This window comes from Actinokineospora sp. PR83 (genome assembly GCF_021056305.1).
In the GTDB taxonomy this organism is placed as follows: domain Bacteria; phylum Actinomycetota; class Actinomycetes; order Mycobacteriales; family Pseudonocardiaceae; genus Actinokineospora; species Actinokineospora spheciospongiae.
This window is the reverse complement of sequence record NZ_JAJCXD010000004.1, coordinates 11288-28742: the sequence shown is the minus strand read 5'-3', so window position 1 is coordinate 28742 and position 17455 is coordinate 11288. Positions and strand designations below refer to the sequence as shown.

17 protein-coding genes are annotated in these 17455 nt (G+C 73.2%); 10 read left to right on the top strand and 7 right to left on the bottom strand.

Annotated elements, in window-relative coordinates:
* Positions 1-249 precede the first annotated feature (249 nt).
* The 3 genes from L6E12_RS01190 to L6E12_RS01180 are packed head-to-tail and all read right to left on the bottom strand — an operon-like array spanning position 250 to position 3991.
* Positions 250-840 (bottom strand): acetoacetate decarboxylase family protein, encoded by a 591-nt coding sequence (locus L6E12_RS01190; protein ID WP_236225984.1) that lies wholly within the window; start codon positions 838-840, stop codon positions 250-252.
* Positions 837-2522 carry a GMC family oxidoreductase gene (locus L6E12_RS01185; protein ID WP_308073958.1) on the bottom strand — a complete coding sequence of 562 codons (1686 nt, stop codon included), beginning with the start codon at positions 2520-2522 and terminating at the stop codon, positions 837-839. Before L6E12_RS01185 ends, L6E12_RS01190 begins: the two co-directional genes overlap by 4 nt.
* On the bottom strand, positions 2510-3991 hold the full coding sequence (locus tag L6E12_RS01180) for an NAD(P)/FAD-dependent oxidoreductase (RefSeq protein WP_236225983.1): 1482 nt from the start codon (positions 3989-3991) through the stop codon (positions 2510-2512). Before L6E12_RS01180 ends, L6E12_RS01185 begins: the two co-directional genes overlap by 13 nt.
* 257 nt (positions 3992-4248) lie before the next feature.
* On the opposite strand from L6E12_RS01180, the gene L6E12_RS01175 reads away from it, so the two are divergent.
* On the top strand, positions 4249-5355 hold the full coding sequence (locus L6E12_RS01175) for an alpha/beta hydrolase (protein WP_236225982.1): 1107 nt from the start codon (positions 4249-4251) through the stop codon (positions 5353-5355).
* Here L6E12_RS01175 and L6E12_RS01170 read toward each other — a convergent pair.
* Positions 5333-5938, bottom strand: coding sequence for a TetR/AcrR family transcriptional regulator (locus tag L6E12_RS01170; RefSeq protein ID WP_236225981.1), 606 nt, complete (start codon positions 5936-5938; stop codon positions 5333-5335). The genes L6E12_RS01175 and L6E12_RS01170 overlap by 23 nt on opposite strands.
* 216 nt (positions 5939-6154) lie before the next feature.
* On the opposite strand from L6E12_RS01170, the gene L6E12_RS01165 reads away from it, so the two are divergent.
* Positions 6155-7162 carry an AraC family transcriptional regulator gene (locus L6E12_RS01165; protein ID WP_236225980.1) on the top strand — a complete coding sequence of 336 codons (1008 nt, stop codon included), beginning with the start codon at positions 6155-6157 and terminating at the stop codon, positions 7160-7162.
* 73 nt (positions 7163-7235) lie between these two features.
* The gene (locus tag L6E12_RS01160) at positions 7236-7514 is read left to right on the top strand and encodes a hypothetical protein (protein ID WP_236225979.1); all 279 of its coding nucleotides are present in this window, start codon (positions 7236-7238) and stop codon (positions 7512-7514) included.
* Between the two features lie 103 nt (positions 7515-7617).
* Here L6E12_RS01160 and L6E12_RS01155 read toward each other — a convergent pair whose 3' ends face one another.
* Complete coding sequence (locus tag L6E12_RS01155; protein ID WP_236225978.1) at positions 7618-8370, bottom strand: DUF72 domain-containing protein; 753 nt, start codon at positions 8368-8370, stop codon at positions 7618-7620.
* Between the two features lie 221 nt (positions 8371-8591).
* Here L6E12_RS01155 and L6E12_RS01150 point away from each other — a divergent pair, with 221 nt between their 5' ends.
* The 7 genes from L6E12_RS01150 to L6E12_RS01120 all read left to right on the top strand — a co-directional run bounded on the left by L6E12_RS01150 (position 8592) and on the right by L6E12_RS01120 (position 15394).
* Complete coding sequence (locus L6E12_RS01150; RefSeq protein WP_374201820.1) at positions 8592-9659, top strand: sensor histidine kinase; 1068 nt, start codon at positions 8592-8594, stop codon at positions 9657-9659.
* Positions 9659-10435, top strand: coding sequence for a LytTR family DNA-binding domain-containing protein (locus L6E12_RS01145; RefSeq protein ID WP_236225977.1), 777 nt, complete (start codon positions 9659-9661; stop codon positions 10433-10435). Before L6E12_RS01150 ends, L6E12_RS01145 begins: the two co-directional genes overlap by 1 nt.
* 28 nt (positions 10436-10463) lie before the next feature.
* The gene (locus tag L6E12_RS01140; protein WP_308073957.1) at positions 10464-10790 is read left to right on the top strand and encodes a hypothetical protein; all 327 of its coding nucleotides are present in this window, start codon (positions 10464-10466) and stop codon (positions 10788-10790) included.
* A 28-nt stretch (positions 10791-10818) separates the two neighbouring features.
* On the top strand, positions 10819-12603 hold the full coding sequence (locus L6E12_RS01135; protein ID WP_236225975.1) for a cation acetate symporter: 1785 nt from the start codon (positions 10819-10821) through the stop codon (positions 12601-12603).
* Between the two features lie 66 nt (positions 12604-12669).
* Entirely contained in the window at positions 12670-13020 is a 351-nt protein-coding gene (locus L6E12_RS01130; RefSeq protein ID WP_236225974.1) for a DUF485 domain-containing protein, read from the top strand.
* The gene (locus tag L6E12_RS01125) at positions 13017-14621 is read left to right on the top strand and encodes a cation acetate symporter (RefSeq protein ID WP_236225973.1); all 1605 of its coding nucleotides are present in this window, start codon (positions 13017-13019) and stop codon (positions 14619-14621) included. The genes L6E12_RS01130 and L6E12_RS01125 overlap by 4 nt, the downstream gene beginning before the upstream one ends.
* Before the next feature lie 98 nt (positions 14622-14719).
* Positions 14720-15394: a DUF1524 domain-containing protein gene (locus L6E12_RS01120; RefSeq protein WP_236225972.1), complete on the top strand. Its 675-nt coding sequence runs from the start codon at positions 14720-14722 to the stop codon at positions 15392-15394.
* Positions 15395-15458: 64 nt separating this feature from the next.
* On the opposite strand, the gene L6E12_RS01115 is transcribed toward L6E12_RS01120, so the two are convergent.
* Both L6E12_RS01115 and L6E12_RS01110 read right to left on the bottom strand, forming a co-directional pair.
* Positions 15459-16172 (bottom strand): trypsin-like serine protease, encoded by a 714-nt coding sequence (locus L6E12_RS01115; RefSeq protein ID WP_236225971.1) that lies wholly within the window; start codon positions 16170-16172, stop codon positions 15459-15461.
* 214 nt (positions 16173-16386) lie between these two features.
* Positions 16387-16953, bottom strand: a complete 567-nt coding sequence (locus L6E12_RS01110; RefSeq protein ID WP_236225970.1) for a snapalysin family zinc-dependent metalloprotease — start codon at positions 16951-16953, stop codon at positions 16387-16389.
* Positions 16954-17455: the final 502 nt, after the last annotated feature.

Here is a 17455-nt window from a genome sequence, read left to right as displayed (position 1 = left end):
CGTGACAGGGTGGGGCTGAAGGGATGCCCCACCGCCCAGGGCAGGCTTGCACATGATCGCCACCCCCGACCAAACACATCCACCCACCCGGGCAGGGGCGTGGCTCGGCCGCCGGTTGCGAGGGTGGTCGCCCGCTGAGCGCATCCACCCACCCGGGCAGCCGGTCCTGCGGTTTTCGGGGTGGTCGGCTGCTGCGCTTGGCGGGGTTCGGGGTGGCCGGTGTTGCTGCGCCGGTGGGTGTGGTTCGCCTCAGCGGGTCTTTGCTTCGCCGAAGGTCATGTCGAAGTCGGTGAGGGTCAGGCTCAGGGCGGGGGAGTGGCCCGCGAGGAAGGGCAGCGGTGCGCCCGCATCCCAGTCGACCCGGGCGAAGCGGAGTCCCGAGGTCGACCGCACCCGGCTCAGCTTGAGCTTGCCCGCCAGCGTCTGCGCCACCCGGAAGGCCACCGGCCACCGGCCCGGCAGCCGCGTCCCCGGGCGCACCCTGGCCCGGGCGATCGACGTGGCCGTCCACTCCGGACCGTCCACGGTGAACTCGGCCAGTTCCTTCGGGATGCCCCACAGCGCCCGCCCGCCGTCGCGGGACGGGGGGCTGTCGACCCAGATGTGGGTGATGGTCGGGTACAGGCGCAAGCCTTTGCGCACCAACAGGGTCGACATCAGCTCCCGGTAGGTGAGCACGCTGCCGGGCCGGTAGTCCACCCACGCGGTGCCGACCACGCACCACGGCCCGAGGCGGAGCACCGAGGTCCCTGCCGGGACCTCCCAGTCGCGCTCGCGCAGGAACCACACCGACAGGTGCAGGTCGCCGCGCAGCTCCCACGGTTCCGGGGGGTGGGTCACGTGTGCTCCTTCGGGGTGATCGGGATCAGGGCGCCGGGCGCCGAGGCGGGGACGACCGGTGAGCGCGGTGCCACCGGGTCCAGCCGCCGGTAGGGGGCGCCGGGTTCGGGGCGGGGGTCGGTCTCGCCCTTGTTCGGCCACAGGGCCATCGCCCGTTCGGCCTGGGCGGTGATGGTCAGCGACGGGTTCACCCCGAGGTTCGCCGACACCGCCGACCCGTCCACCACGTGCAGCCCGGGGTAGCCGTGCAGCCGCTGGTACGGGTCCACCACGCCGGCCTCCGGGGTCTCGCCGATGGCGCAGCCGCCGATGAAGTGGCCGGTCACCGGCATGTCGATCCAGTCCGCCCAGGTGCCGCCCGCGATGCCGTCGATCTTCTCGGCGACCCGGCGGGCCACGTCGTGGCCCGCCGGGATCCAGGACGGGTTCGGTTCGCCCTCGCCCTGGCGGCTGCTCAGCCTGCCGAACCGGCGGAAGGTCGTCACCGAGTTGTCCAGCGACTGCATCACCAGCAGCACGATCGTCTGCTCCGACCAGTGCCGGGGGTCGTGCTGGCGGGCCAGGTCCCGGCGCCTGCGCCACAGCTCGCGCAGCCCGCGCGCCCACCGCGACCGTCCGCCGTCGACCAGCACGGTGCCCAGCAGCGCCAGTGCGTTGCTGCCCTTGCCGTAGCGCACCGGTTCGACGTGGGTCACCGGGTCCGGGTGGATCGAGGAGGTGATCGCCACCCCGCGCGAGTAGTCCACGGTCGAATCGCGCGCCCGGGCGGCGAGGATCGCCTCGGAGTTGGTGCGGCTGAGGTAGCCGACCCTCGGGGAGATCCGGGGCAGGGTGGTCGCGCGCAGCCTGTGCAGGAGCTTCTGGGTGCCCAGGGCGGCGGCGGAGAAGATCACCTGGTCGGCGGTGAAGGTCCGCTTCCGCAGCCCACCGGTGCGGCGGGTGTCGACCGCGTACCCGCCGTCGACCTCGCGCACGCCGATGGCCGTGGTCAGCGGGTGGACCTCCGCGCCCGCCTTCTCCGCCAGGTACAGGTAGTTCTTGACCAGGGTGTTCTTCGCGTTGTGCCGACACCCGGTCATGCACTCCCCGCAGTGCGTGCAGGTGCGCCGGGTCGGCCCCGCGCCGCCGAAGAACGGGTCGGGGACCTCCTCGCCGGGCTTGCCGCCGAACAGCACGCCCACCGGGGTGCTGGTGTGGGTGTGGCCGACGCCGAGGTCGTCGGCGACCTCGCGCAGCACCCGGTCGGCGGCGGTGGTCGCCGGGTTGGTGGTGACCCCGAGCATCCGCTTCGCCTGGGCGTAGTGCGGGGCCAGCTCGGCCCGCCAGTCGGTGATGTGCGCCCACTGCCGGTCGCGGAAGAACGCCTCGGGCGGCTCGTAGAGGGTGTTCGCGTAGCCGAGCGACCCGCCGCCGACCCCGCTGCCGGACAGCACCAGCACGTCGCGCAGCGGGGTCATCCGGAAGATCCCGGTGCAGCCCAGGCGCGGGGCGAACAGGTAGTCGCGCACGTGCCAGGAGTTCTCGGCGAACTCGTCATCCGCGAACCGCCTCCCCGCCTCCAGCACGCCGACCCGGTAGCCCTTCTCGGTCAGCCGCAGCGCGGACACGCTGCCGCCGAACCCCGATCCGATGACCAGGACGTCATAGTGCGGCACGCCCGGGTTCGCCGCTACGCGGTCCACGTCGACCCCTCCTCCGGGTGGTCGGCCGCGATCAGGTGGAAGTCGGCCGGGTCGGGCCGCCGGGTGCGCCGCCGGTACTCCGCGACCAGACCCGGCCAGTTCGTGGTGATCCGCCCGCCGTCCTCCCGGTACCAGCTCTCGCAGCCGGTCCACACGCTCGACCGCAGCCGCGACTGCACCTCCCGGTCGGACCGCTCGGCCACCTCGGCCCGCACGTCCACGGCGGCCACCCCGTGCGCGCGCATGGCCCGCAGGGTGCGCACCAGGTAGGCGGCCTGGCGCTCCAGCATGAAGATGATCGAGTTCCCGCCCAGGTTCGTGTTCGGCCCGTAGACCAGGAACATGTTCGGGAACCCGGGCACGGTCATCCCCAGGTGCGCCCGGGCACCGCCCGCCCAGGCCGTCGCCCGCAGGTCCACCCCGCCGGTCCCGGTGATGGTCAGCGGCGCCAGGAAGTCGGTGGACCGGAAACCGGTGCCGTAGACGATCACGTCGGCCGGGTGTTCCCGCCCGTCGGCGGTCACCACGCCGTCGCGGGTGATCTCCGTGATCGACTCGGTGACCACGTCGACGTTGGGGCGGGTGAGGGCGGGCAGGTAGTCGTTGGAGAACAGCAGGCGCTTGCAGCCGATCGCGTAGTCCGGCGTGAGCTTGGCCCGCAGCACCGGGTCCGCCACCCGCGCCCTGAGGTGCAGCCGGGCCACGGCCTCGATGGCCTTGCCCAGCGGCTTGGCCGAGGTGAAGGCCGTGGTCAGCAGTTCCCCGCTCAACCACACCGACGCCCGCCCGGCCAGCCGCGCCCCGGGCACCCGCCGGAACAGGGCGTGGTGCGCGGCGGTGTACCGGCGGTCCGGCTTCGGCACCACCCACGGCGGTGTCCGCTGGAACAGGTCGAGGTGCCCCACCCGCGGCTGGATGCGCGGCACGAACTGCACCGCGCTGGCCCCGGTCCCGATCACCGCCACCCGCTTGCCCGCGAGGTCCACGGAGTGGTCCCACCGCGCCGAGTGGAAGATCCGCCCCCCGAACGCGTCGGCCCCGGGGATGTCGGGCACCGCGGGCCGCGACAACTGCCCCACCGCGGGCACCAGCACGTCGGCCGTGACGACCTCCCCACCGGCGATCTCCACCCGCCACTTCCCGTCCCGGTACGCCGCCCCCACCACGTCGCACCCGAACCGCACCAGCTCGGTCAACCCCTGCTCGGCGGCGGTCCGCTCCAGGTACCGCAGGATGTCCGCCTGCCCCGAGTACCGCCGGGGCCACCCCGGGTTCGGCGCCCACGACCACGAGTACAGCGACGAGGGCACGTCACAGGCCGCCCCCGGGTACACGTTGTCCCGCCACACCCCACCCAGTCGGGACGCCCGCTCCAGCACGGTCACCGCGAACCCCGCCCGCCGAAGCGCGGCGGCAGCCCCCAGGCCCCCGAACCCCGCCCCGATCACGACCACCGACAGCCCTGTCATGCCCCCGACGCTAGAACCGCCCCGCCTCGGGAACCAGCCTCCTGGCGGCCTCGCGATTGACATTTCCGGCCACGCCCCCGGTCGGGCCCGCCTGCCCAGAACCCCACTGCGCGCGGCAACGCGGCGGACCGGCGTCACTTTCGGACGGCGGTTGTCGGGGCGGGCACTTCTTGACTTCCAATCAAGAGCGATTTAGCGTTCGCGCCGTCCATCTCTTGATCGTGAGTCAAGAGCGGTGTGGTGAGGAAGGGTGTGCGATGGGAACGTCGGCGACGGAGAACGGCCCCGCCGAGGCGGTGCGGCGCGATGTGTGGTTCGAGTCCGGTGGTGTGCGGTGTGCGGCGTGGCTGTACACCCCGACTGCGGGCGAGGGGCCCCGGCCGCTGGTGGTCATGGCGCACGGGTTGGGCGGGGTGCGGGAGTGGCGGCTGGACGCGTTCGCCGAGCGGTTCGCCGCGCAGGGGTGGGTGGTGCTGGTGTTCGACTACCGGTACCTGGGGGCCAGCGAGGGCGCGCCGCGGCAGTTGCTCGACATCGGCGACCAGCTCGACGACTGGCGGGCGGCGCTGTCCTACGGGCGGTCGCTGCCCGGGGTCGACCCGGAGCGGGTCGCGGTGTGGGGGACCTCGTTCGGCGGCGGGCACGCGCTGCGGATCGCGAGCGAGGACCGCGCCGTGGCTGCGGTGGTGGCCCAGTGCCCGTTCACCGACGGCCCGGCGTCACTGCTCTCCCGGTTCCGCTCCAGCCCGTTGAGCGTGCTGTGGCTCGTCGCCGCCGCCGTGCTCGACGTGGTGGGGTCGCTGTTCGGCGCGAAGCCGGTGCTGGCCCCGGTGGTCGGGGTGTGGTGGATGCCCGCCTTCCTGGTGTCCCCGACCGCGATCGCCGATGCGTCGAAGCTGATGCCCGCCGGGTCCCGGCTCTCACCGCGCACCGCCGGGCTCACCGCCCGGATCCCCGCGGTGGGCAGGGGTCTGTCCCCGACGGTCGAGACCGGCGGGCGCCCGTTCCACCCCTCCGACACCGCTGTCGGCCGCGACACGGTCTGGGGTGTCGTGAAGGGCCCGGACGGTGCGAGCGACAGCGCCAACGCGATCGCGGCCCGGCTCGCGTTGCGGCTGCCGCTGTACCGGCCGGGCAGGGACCTGGGCGCGATCACCGCGCCGACCCTGCTGTGCGTGTGCGACGACGACCGCGCGGCCCCCGCCCGCACCACGGCCCGCCTCGCGGCCCGGCACGACCACGTCCAGGTCAACCACTACGACGGCGACCACTTCGACATCTACGTCGACGACCTCTTCGAGCGCGCCGTGCAGGACCAGGTCCGGTTCCTCGCGGCGCGGTTCACCGCCCCGGCGGACCGGTAGTCGGCCCGTCGGGGCCCTGGTGGGGACCCGGCACGGCGGCGATGCCGCGGGCGCTGCGCACCAGCGCCTCGACGATGGCGCGATCACCCGCGGCGTCGCCCCCGTGCGTGAGCATCCCCTCGACCGCGAACACCCCGATCCGCGTCATCGCGTCCTGCTCGGCCTCCGGCACGCCCAACCCGGCCAGGTGCCACCGCAGCATCCCCTCCACCCGCGCGTGGAACCCGTCGTGCCACACCCGCAACGACTCCGAGACCCCGACCCTGGCGTGCACCGTCGTGATCAGCCGGTCGACCCGCCGCAACTCCCCGACCGCCCACAGCAGCAGCTCGACCGGCGACTCGGCCGACCGCCGCGCCACGCCCGCCAGGAACTCCGCGAACAACGCGTCCAGGACGGCGACCAGCACCTCGTCCTTGTGCTTGAAGTACCAGTAGACGGTGTTGGAGGCCACCCCCGCCGCACGCCCGATCCGCACCACCGTCGTGGAGTCGTAGCCCTCCTCCACGAACAACCGCGTGGCCGCGGCGACGATCTCACCGCGCTTCTCTTCCCGGTCCTGCGGGCGTCGGTTCCGCGGCATCCCCCACCTGGCCACATCGGTCACGCTGGAACCCCAGCGTAGGGGAACCGCCCCCGCGGGCGCTCCCGGCCCACCACCCCGCCGGGCCCCGGCCGAGCCATCCACCACCCGGGCGCCCACAACGAACCCCCCGGCCCTGGAGGCGCAGCCACCGTGAAGCCCACCGGACCCCGGTCCTCGCGGACAACACCCGACCCCACCGGGCAGACTCGCGGTATGCGCGTGTTCGCCGAGGCCGCCGTCCGGCACTGGGACTACCCGCGCGGCACGGCAGGACTCCGACTGGTCTCCACCTTCGCGCGGGAACGGAACGTCCCCCTCCCCGAGGTCCCCGAAGACGTCCTCACCGACCCCGCAGCCCGAGTGGACGCGGCAGTGGAACTGGCGGCCGTGCGCGCCCTGGCCGCGCAACTGCCCGACGCCGGGCTGGAGCTGGGCCGCCGCTACCACGTGACGACGTTCGGGATGCTCGGCTACGCCGTGCTCAGCAGCCCCACCCTCGGCGCCGCCGTCGACGTGACCCTGCGGTACCTGGACCTGAGCTTCATCTTCTGCGTCCCGCGCCCGCGCCTCGACGGCGCGCTGCTGCGGTTCGACCTGGACGCCTCCGCGCTGCCGCAGGACGTGGCCCGGTTCCTCGTGGAGCGCGACCTCGCCGCCATCCACACCGTCACCGGTGAGCTGCTGCCCGGCGGCCTGCCGCTCACCGAGGTGGCCTTCGGCTTCCCCGAGCCCGCCGACCCGTCCGCGCACCGCGCCGCGTTCGGCGTCGACCCGGTCTTCGGGGCGGCGGTCACCTCCGCCGCGTTCCCGGTCGCCGAGCTGGACCGGCCGCTGCCGCAGGCCGACCCGGTGACCGTGGCCGAGTGCGAGGAGCGCTGCCGGGTCCTGGTGCAGGCGCGCAGGCAGCGGCACGGGACGACCGGGGCGGTGCGGGCCCAGCTTGCGGCGGTCGGCGGCATCCGGCTGGGCGCGGGCGAGGTCGCCGCCCGGCTGCTGGTGGGGGAGCGGACCCTGCGGCGGCGGCTGGCGGAGGCGGGCACGTCGTTCCGGGAGCTGCGCGACGAGGTGCGGTTCGCCCTCGCCGAGGAGCTGCTCGCCGACGGGGTGCTGCCGGTGTCCGACATCGCCACCCGGTTGGGCTACGCGGAATCGGCGAGCTTCATCCACGCGTTCACCCGATGGACGGGACACACGCCGAGCGCGCACCGCAGGACGGGCTGAGAGTCCACATCGGACGTACCCTTGTTCACGTTCCGGTAACCGAAGGCGACGCGTGAAAAGGGATCATTGACCGATGGCCACCCCCGACCACATCCCCGCCCCGCGGGCCGAGTTCTCCGCGGCCCGCGACATCACCGAGGCCGCCGTGTCCGCGCTCACCGAGTGCCACCCGGGGGTGGCGCCCCCGACCGTGCAGGCCGTGGTGGTCCAGGCGGCCTGGGAACTGGCCGCGCACGCCCACCTGCCCGAGTCCTTCCGGCGGCTGCTGCACCGACGCGCGCACGCCCGCCTGCTCGCCATGACGGGGACGCTGCTGCCGATCCGCGGCTCCCGGGCGCTCGCCGCCGACTAGGACTCGGCGCCGGAGCGGCCTGTCCACGCGAGCCCGGGATCGCGGTGGTGGTGCCCGGCCCGCGGTGTCGGGTGGTCGACGGCCGCACCGAGGGGGCCCGCGGTCACCCCGGGTCGGGTGCCGCGTCCGGTTCGCCCTTGACCAGGCGGCTCAGCTCCACGGCGTTGGTCGGGGCGTGCCCGCTCATCGTGTTGTCGAGGTAGACGTACACGTCGAGGTCGGCCGACCAGGTGTGGATGGCCGCCGCCCACTTGCGCAGGGTCTCCGGCGGGTAGTCGCCGGTGTAGAGGGTTTCCGGGCCGTGCAGGCGGGCGTAGGCGAAGTCGGCCGTCAGCTCCGTGAACAGCGGGAACCGGCCCGCCGAGTCGGCCACCACCGAGGCCACCCCGCGCTCGCGGAGCAGGTCGAAGTAGCGGTCGTCCCCGAAGCTGGGGTGGCGGGCCTCGACCGCGTGCCGCACCGGGGGCAGCAGGTCCAGGAAGGCGGCGACGGTGTCGCGGTCGAAGGCCAGGGTGGGCGGGAGCTGCCACAGCAGCGGGCCGAGCTTGTCGCCCAGTTCCCCGACGCCGGAGGCCAGGAAGGCGGCGAGGGCCTCGCCGGGGTCGCGCAGCCGCAGGGTGTGCGTGACGACCTTCGGGCCCTTGACCGCCAGGACGAAGTCGTCCGGGGTGCGGTCGCGCCAGGAGCGGAACACGTGCGGGCCGCGCAGGCCGTAGAAGGTGCCGTTCACCTCCACCGAGTTGAGGCGGGCCGAGAGGTGTTCGAGCTCCTTGCCCCGGCGCAGCGTCGACGGGTAGAAGCCGCCGCGCCACTCGGGGTAGGTCCAGCCGGAGGTGCCGATCCTGATCTCTGCCATCCCCGGCTGCGTACCCCACCGATGATCACTCGAAACGGTGAGCGGGCGACACCCCTCGATCGGGCACCGGTCTGCCCCACGATCCCCCGCGACCTGGCACAACACCACCATCCACAAAGGGCACCCGCGCCGCCGCAGCACCGAGCGTGCCGGATTGTCACCTGTTCGCACCCCCACTCGGGTCCTAACATCTACGGGACCGACCCCGGGGGGAGCCCATCGTGACCGTGCCCGAGCAGCGCACCGCCGCGCGGTCGCGGCTGCCGTGGGTGCGGACCGACCCCGCCTCGGTGCTCGGCACGGCCCGCCGCATCGCCGACGACCTGGCCGACGGCCTGTCCGGGGCCGGGGTGCGGGCGGCGGCCAGGGCCGTGCGCAGGCTCCTCGACGCCGACGCCGTCGGGCTGACCGACCTGTCCGGCGACCCGGTCTGGTCCGGTCGCGTCCCCGACGGCTCCCGCTGGCCCGGGCTGGTCGAGGCCGCGCTGCAGGGTGAGGCCAGGGCAGGGCGCCCGCCGCTGGTCGCGGTGCCGCTGCACGTGCACGACGAGGTCGCCGGGGCACTGGTGGTGGCCGGTGCGGTCCGGATGGGCGCGGTCCGCGAGGTCGCCGACTGGGTCGCCGCCGCCGTGGAGCGGTCGCGGCTGGAGGCCTCCGCCGAGCAGGCCGCGCAGGCCGAGCTGCGGGCCCTGCGCGCGGAGATCTCCCCGCACTTCGTCTACAACGCGCTCACCGTCATCTCCTCGCTGGTGCACTCCGACCCCGACCGGGCGCACGAGCTGATCCTCGACTTCGCCGACTTCAACCGCTACAGCCTCTCCGGGCACGGCGAGTACACCACCGTCGCCGACGAGTTCCACGCCATCGAGACCTACCTGGCCCTGCAGCGCGCCGTGCTCGGCGACCGGCTGCGGGTGCAGGTGCGCGTCGCCCCCGAGGTGCTGGCCGTGGCTATCCCGTACCTGGTGCTGCAACCGCTGGTGGAGAACGCCGTGCGCCACGGGGTCGAACCGCGCGGGGTCGGCGGGCTGGTGCAGGTGCGCGGCGAGGCCGAGGGCACCGACTGCCTGATCTCGATCGAGGACGACGGCGCGGGGATGGCGCCCGCGCACGCCGAGGCCGTCCTCGCCGGGCGCGGCCCGTCCGGCAGCGTCGGGCTGGCCAACGTGGACCGGCGGCTGCGCGAGGTCTACGGCCCGTGGTACGGGCTGGTGGTCGAGACCGCCGAGGGCGCGGGCACCCGCGTGCTGGTGCGGATGCCGATGTTCTCCCCGGGGGTGATGCCGTGATGGGTGCCGGGCTGCGGGTGCTCGCCGTCGACGACGTGCGGGCCGCGCTCGACGAGCTGTGCAGGCTGCTGCGCGCCGCGCCGGAGGTGGCCGATGTCCGCGCGGCGGGCGACGCGCTGGGCGCGCTGCGCAGCATCCAGGCCGACCCGCCGGACGCGGTGTTCCTCGACATCTCCATGCCCGGCCTCAGCGGCCTGGAGCTGGCCTCGCTGCTGGCCAGGCTCAGCGAACCCCCGGTGATCGTCTTCGTCACCGCCCACGAGGGCCACGCCGTGTCCGCCTTCGGCATCGGCGCCGTCGACTACCTGCTCAAGCCCGTCCGCGCCGAGCGCCTCGCCGACGCCCTGACCAGGGTCGAGCGCATGGTCGCGGGCCGCACCGTCCCGGCCCCGCGCACCGGGCCCAGCACCCCCGACACCATGCCCGCCCTCCCGGTCGAGGCCGAGGGCCGCACCCGCTACGTCCGCCGCGGCGATGTCCGCTTCGCCGAGGCCCACGGCGACTACGTCCGCCTGCACACCCCCACCGGCGCCCACCCGGTCCGCATCCCCATCTCCCGCCTGCAGGAGTACTGGGAGGACTTCGGCTTCTCCCGGGTCCACCGCGGCTACCTGCTGGCCCTCGACGCCGTCCGGGAGCTGCGCAGCGACTCCGTGGGCGGGATGCTCGCCCACACCGACGTCGGCGACGTCCCGGTCAGCCGCCGCTGCGTCCGCCCGCTGCGCGAGCGCCTGCTGCTCGCCGCCCGCCGGGGCGAACTCGGCAGGCGGGCCTGAGCGGGTGACCCAGCAGCGCCGAGTGGCGGTGACCAGCCCCCAGACCCGGCTCGCCCACGCCCGCCGCCGCGCGCACACCGCGTGGCGGCCGTCCGCGCTCGACCCGGCCGACGCCGAGCGGGCGCTGGGCGTGTTCGCCGCCCAGCGGCGCCGGGCCGCGGTGGCGGTGGCGGCGCTGGGCGCGCTGGTGTTCGGGCTGCCGGTGCTGCTGGGCGCGCTGCCGGTGCTCGGGGAGGTCCGCCTGCTGGGTGTCCCGGTGGCGTGGCTGGTGCTGGTCCTGGTGCCGTTCCCGGCGATGGTGTGGCTGGCCCGCTGGCACCTGCGCCACGCCGAACGGGTCGAGGACCGGCCGTGACGCCGGTACGGCCCCGCCGGGCGGTGCGGTGATCGCGGTCTTCGCCGTGGCGCCGGTCGTGCTCGTCACGCTGCTGGTGGGGTTGCGCGGGGTGGCGGCGGTGCGGACCACGTCGGACTTCCTGGTCGCCTCGCGCCGGGTGTCGCCGCTGCTGAACTCGGCCGCGGTGTCGGGGGAGTACCTGTCGGCGGCGTCGTTCCTCGGGGTGGCGGGGCTGGTGGTCAAGGACGGCGTCGGGTCGCTGTGGTACCCGGTCGGGTTCACCGCCGGGTACGTGGCGATGCTGGTGCTGGTGGCCGCGCCGATGCGCCGGTCGGGGGCGGTGACCGTGCCGGACTTCGCCGAGGCGCGGCTGGCGTCGCGACCGCTGCGGGTGCTCAGCGCCGTGGTGGTGCTGGTCATCGCCGGGCTCTACCTGGTGCCCCAGTTCCGCACCGCGGGGTTGGTGCTCAGCGTCGTCAGCGGCACCCCGTACTGGGTGGGGGTGGTGATCGCCGCCGTCGTCGTCAGCGTGACCCTGGCCGTGGGCGGCATGCGCGCGGCCACCTACGTGCAGGCGTTCCAGTTCTGCTTCAAGCTCGTGCTGTTCATCGTCCCGGCGCTCTGGCTGCTGTTCACCGTCGGACCGCAGGTGCGCCACGACGCGGTGCACCCCGTCGAGTTCACCCACTTCACCCGCGACACCACCGTCTCCTTCGGACTCGAAGTCACCCTGGAGGTCCACGAGCCCCTCACCGCGGGCACGCCGGACGGGCCGCGCACCTTCCCGCCGGGAGACCTCAGGGTCACCGCCGGGCAGACCCTCGTGTTCCCCGAGGGGGCGGCGGTGCCGGGGGTGCGCGGCGGCGCGGCACCCGGGGGCCCGGACTGGCGGCGACCGCTGCTGCACCTGGGCGAGGAGGGGCACCCGCTGCTGACCACCTGGGCCATCCTGCTCGCCACCGTGCTCGGCACGATGGGCCTGCCGCACGTGCTCATGCGCTTCCACACCAGCCCCGACGGCCGCGCCGCCCGCCGCACCGCGGCCATCACCGTCGGCCTGCTCAGCGTCTTCTACCTCTTCCCCGGGGTCTACGGGCTGCTCGGCGCGGTGCTCGTCCCGCAGCTCTACCTCAGCGGCGCCACCGACACCGCCGTCGTCGCGCTGCCCGCGCAGGTCGACGCGGGCGCCACCGGGGCGGTGTTCACCACGCTGCTCACCGCCGGGGCGTTCGCCGCGTTCCTGGCCACCTCGCTCGGGCTGCTCCTCGTCGTCGCCGGGGCCATCTCGCACGACCTGGTGCCCGGGGGCGTCGGCAGGCTGCGGTTCACCGTGGTGGCCGCCGCGGCGGTCGTCGTGCTGCTCGCCCTGCCGTCCGCCCGGATCGACGTCGGCGTCCTGGTCACCTGGGGGTTCACCGTCGCCGCGGCCACCTTCTGCCCGCTGCTCGTGCTCGGGGTGTGGTGGTCGCGGCTCACCGCCGCGGGCGCCGTCGCCGGGGTCACCGCCGGGCTGCTGGCCACCTCCGGGGGCATCGTGCTGTCCCTGTTCGGCCCGCCCGCGCACGGGTGGGTGGCCATCCTGATCGCCCAGCCCGCGCCGTGGGCGGTGCCGCTGGCCTTCGCCACCATGATCGGGGTGTCGCTGCTCGGCAGGCCGCCGACCTGGGCCGCCGCGGCCATGCTGCGCCTGCACCTGGTCGAACCCGGCAGCAGGCGCACCGGCACACCATCACCCGTACGAGAGCTTGACGGCCGTGACCTGGGCCACTCGTCGTGGGCCACGCGCCGTTCGTCAGCCGTTCGTCGCGTGACACGACGGTTGAGCCGCTGACCGTTCACCGTCCGTGCGTCTCTCCCTACGGTCTTCCTGCGAAACCCTGTGCGAGGAGGCACCTATATGAGTTCGACCGAACGGCCGCCGGACGAGCGGGACTGGTCGGAGGTCCAGTCGAGCGCGGAGTTCGTGGAGCTGCGCAGGCGGCTGCGCGTCTTCGTGTTCCCGATGACCGGGTTCTTCCTGCTCTGGTACCTGGTCTACGTGCTGCTCGCCGACTACGCCCACGGCTTCATGGCGACCAAGGTCTTCGGCAACGTCAACGTCGGGCTCATCCTCGGCCTGCTCCAGTTCGCCTCCACCTTCGTCATCACCGGGATCTACGTCCGCTACGCCAATCGCAAGCTCGACCCGCTGGCCACCAAGCTGCGCGAGGACATCGAGGGCGCGACCCCCGCCGGAGGTGCCGGATGACCCTCGCCCAAGGCGTGGAGGGCAACAACCCCGCGCTCAACATCGGCATCTTCGCCGCGTTCGTGGTCATCACCCTGGTCATCGTGTTCCGGGCCAGCCGCAACACCAAGTCCGCCTCGGACTACTACGCCGCGGGCCGGGCGTTCACCGGCCCGCAGAACGGCATCGCCATCGCGGGCGACTACCTGTCCGCCGCGTCGTTCCTGGGCATCGCGGGCGCCATCGCGGTCAACGGCTACGACGGCTTCCTCTACTCGATCGGCTTCCTCGTCGCCTGGCTGGTGGCGCTGCTGCTGGTCGCCGAACTGCTGCGCAACACCGGCAAGTTCACCATGGGCGACGTCCTCGCGTTCCGGATGAAGCAGCGCCCGGTCCGCGCCGCGGCGGCCACGTCCACGCTCATCGTGTCCTTCTTCTACCTGCTGGCGCAGATGGCGGGCGCGGGCGGCCTGGTCGCGCTGCTGCTCGGCGTCACCGGCACCGGCGCCCAGGCCATGGTCATCGCCGTCGTCGGCGTGATCATGATCGTGTACGTGCTGGTCGGCGGCATGAAGGGCACCACGTGGGTGCAGATCATCAAGGCCGCGCTGCTCATCGCGGGCGCCCTGGTGATGACCGTGTGGGTGCTCGCCAAGTACGGCTTCAACCTCTCCTCGCTGCTGCAAGGGGCGGTCGACAAGGCGGGCGCGGTCGGCGAGAAGCTGCTCAGCCCCGGCAAGCAGTACGGCGCCACCGGCACCAGCAAGCTCGACTTCCTGTCCCTGGGCATCGCGTTGGTCCTGGGCACCGCGGGCCTGCCGCACGTGCTGATGCGCTTCTACACCGTGCCCACCGCCCGCGAGGCCCGCCGCTCGGTGGTCTGGGCGATCGGGCTGATCGGCGTGTTCTACCTGTTCACCCTGGTCCTCGGCTACGGCGCGGGCGCGCTGGTGGGCCCGGACACGATCAGCAAGGCACCCGGCGGGGTGAACTCGGCCGCGCCGCTGCTGGCCCAGGCCCTCGGCGGGCCGGTGCTGCTCGGGCTGATCGCCGCGATCGCCTTCGCCACCATCCTGGCCGTGGTCGCCGGGCTGACGATCACCGCGTCGGCCTCCTTCGCCCACGACGTGTACGCCAACGTCATCCGCCGCGGCAAGACCACCCCCGCCGCGGAGGTGCGGGTCGCCCGGATCACCGCGGTTGTCATCGGCGCGGTCGCCATCGCGGGCGGCATCCTCGCCAACGGGCAGAACGTCGCTTTCCTGGTGGCGCTCGCCTTCGCGGTCGCGGCCTCGGCGAACCTGCCGACGATCCTGTACTCGCTGTTCTGGAAGCGGTTCAACACCCGCGGCGCGCTGTGGAGCATCTACGGCGGGCTGATCTCCTCGATCGTGCTCATCGTGTTCTCCCCGGCGGTCTCCGGCACCGCCAAGTCGATGATCACCAGCGTGGACTTCCACTGGTTCCCGCTGCAGAACCCGGGCATCATCTCGATCCCCGCGGGCTTCCTGCTCGGCTGGCTGGGCACGGTCCTGTCCAAGGAGCGCGACCCGGGCAAGCACGCCGAGATGGAGGTGCGCGCCCTGACCGGGGTCGGCGCGGAGAAGGCCGTGGCGCACTAGGCCACCGCTGGTCGAGCAGCAGCAACGGGCTTCCGCCGGTCGGCGGAAGCCCGTTCGCTTGTCCGGCGGGGGCGCCCCGACCACGGGACGCTATGCAGGTGAACGTGCATAGATGCATTCCCGTGGTCCTGCTGGCGCTGCTCACCCTGGCCGGGTGCAAGGTGCCCACCGGCGCTGAGGACGCGGCCACTGCACCCCTCACCTCTGCACCCCCGGCCGCGGCCCCCGTCGCCACCGGCGACCGCGCGGCCCTGATGGCGCAACTCGGCGCGGCCAAGCCGGAGGACACCGGCGCCCACTACAACCGCGACGACTGGGGCGACTGGGCCTACGACCCCAAGAGCAAGTGCAACACCCGCGAACAGGTCCTCGCCCGCGACGGCCAGGGCGTGGCGGTCGACTCCCAGTGCCGCCCCACCTGCCCGACCACCGCCTGCTGGACCAGCCGCTACGACGGGGTCCAGGCCAAGGACGCCGCCGACCTCCAGATCGACCACATCGTCCCCATCGCCGAGGCCAACCGCTCCGGCGCCCGCGGCTGGAGCGCCGAGCAGCGCAACGCCTACTACAACGACATGACCAACCTGGTCGCCGTCTCCGCGAAGTCGAACGGCCAGAAGAGCGACAGCGACCCCGCGGAATGGCGCCCGGTGGACGCCTATTCCTGCGAATACGCGACCGCCTACACCACCATCAAGGTCAAATACCACCTCACGGCCGACGACCGCGAAATCGCGGCCCTCAATGCCATGCTCAACACCTGCCCGCGCTGATCGGGAAATGAAGAGCGGGGGCCCGGCGAACCGGACCCCCGCCCCCACGACGGATCAGTGCGACCTACACGCCCGCGATGGACTGGATCCACGAGCGGTAGGTGGTGACGTTGGTGTAGTTCGTGACCGTGGCGCGGTCACTGGTGGAGGCCACGCCGACCTGGCGGCCGTTGCCGAACATCGGACCACCGGAGTCACCGCCCGCGGTGATGCCGTTGACCCGGGTGGCCTGCACCGCGACGCCGTTGTAGGCGTCCCGGGCGTTGGTGCTGCGCACGCTGACCGTGGCCACCTTCAGGTAGCGCGACTGGCAGTTGATCTCCGGCTGGTTGGTGCAGGTGGCACCCCAGCCGTAGACCTGCACGTTCTGCCCGACGCGCACGTCGGTCGAGGTGCCCAGCGGCGCGTAGGTCGCCGAGACGCTGCGGTCGAGGTAGGCGATCGCCAGGTCCGAGGCCGAGTGGCGGTAGATCGTGGCCGCGTTGGCCAGGGTGCCGCCGCTGGTCTGGTCCAGGCTGCCGATCCGGAAGCTGATCGCCCCGCTGGCCACGCAGTGCTTCGCGGTGAGCACGTAGCGCGGGGCGATGATCGTCGCCGAGCACGACTGCTGCCCGTTGGAGAACAGGCGGGCCGCCCACGGGGCGTTGGAGGCGGTGCCGCCGCCGATGATCGTCGGGGTCATCACCGGGTCGGACGGCGGAGCGGGTGCCGCCAGCGCGGCGGGGGCGCCGACGACCAGCGCGGCCAGGGAAAGGGCAGCGACCAACAAACGCTTCATGAGGGGAGTTCTCGATTCTGCGGCCGGAACCGCTCAGGGTGGAATCGGGAATGCGCCGACCGGTGGGACGACCGGCCGAATGCCCCTCCACCATTTCACCGCAATCCGGAAACCCGCAAGGACCACTCATTCCCAGTCATCCACAGCGCCCGCCACCCGCGAACGACGACGGCCGCGCCCCGGGCGGGGGCGCGGCCGTCGGGGTGGTGCCGGGTCAGGCGGCGTCGACCAGGATGGTGGTCTCCACCGGCTGCGCGACGAGGGCCGAGGCGTAGTTGCGCTGGACCTGGGCTCGCTCGGTCGCGTTGGGCAGGGCGTTGGCGCAGCTCACCGGGGCCGAGCTGCCGGACATCAGGTCGGAGCACAGACCGGTGCGGCGGTCGGGGAGCCCGAGGCTGTGGCCGAACTCGTGGGTGATGATCCGGACCACGTTGTAGCCGTCGTCCACCGCTTGCCTGCCGAACCAGACCGTGCCCGACCCGGTGGGTCGGACCGGGCCGAGGGTGGCGCGGGGCCAGCCGTCGTCGGCGATCACCCGGATGTTGACCCGCTGGCCGAGGGTCGCCTTGACGAGGCGGACATTGGTGACCGACGCGTTCCAGTTGGCGGCGCCCTGGGCCACGGCGGACTTGAACTCGGCCGCCTGGCTGTCGTCGTAGGTGAGGGTGACGACCGCGGCGGGGGCGGGTGCGGGGGCCGCCGAGGCGGGGGCTGCCCCGGCGATCACCCCGGCTCCCACGGCGAGGGTGGTGGTCACCAGGGCGAACGTGCGTCTGAGCATGGGGGTCCTCCTCGTGGGGCCCGCCTCGTGGGCGGGGCCGACCGGCTGCGACCTGGCGCGAGTGCGCACCGTGACTACCTCTACTCGGGGAGTAGTCCGATTCCCGGGCAGAAGTGACCGCGATCACAAACATTGACTTTCCCAGGGTGTCCAGGGGTCATAAGTGAACAGCGGATGTCGGTACATGCCGGTTGATCAGCGGAAACAGGCCATCCGGGGCTGTCCGCGGCGTTCGGTGGCCGGAGCGGTGCTTGCAGGCTCGCGGGCGGACGGGTCGCACGGGAAGCCATTGTGGGACAACGGTTCCCGCGCTCAAACGGGCCGACCGGGGGCTTTGGGGGACCCCCGATTTGATCCCCGGTTTGGCGCCGTGTAACTTTATCCAAGTCAGAGCGACACGGGCCGGGAAAACAACCGGAACGGGCACTGGCCGGGGGTCACGAACCAAGCTCCCACCTCAGGGTGGTAGAGTGGGTGGCCTCGAAGCGAGACAAAACTTTGA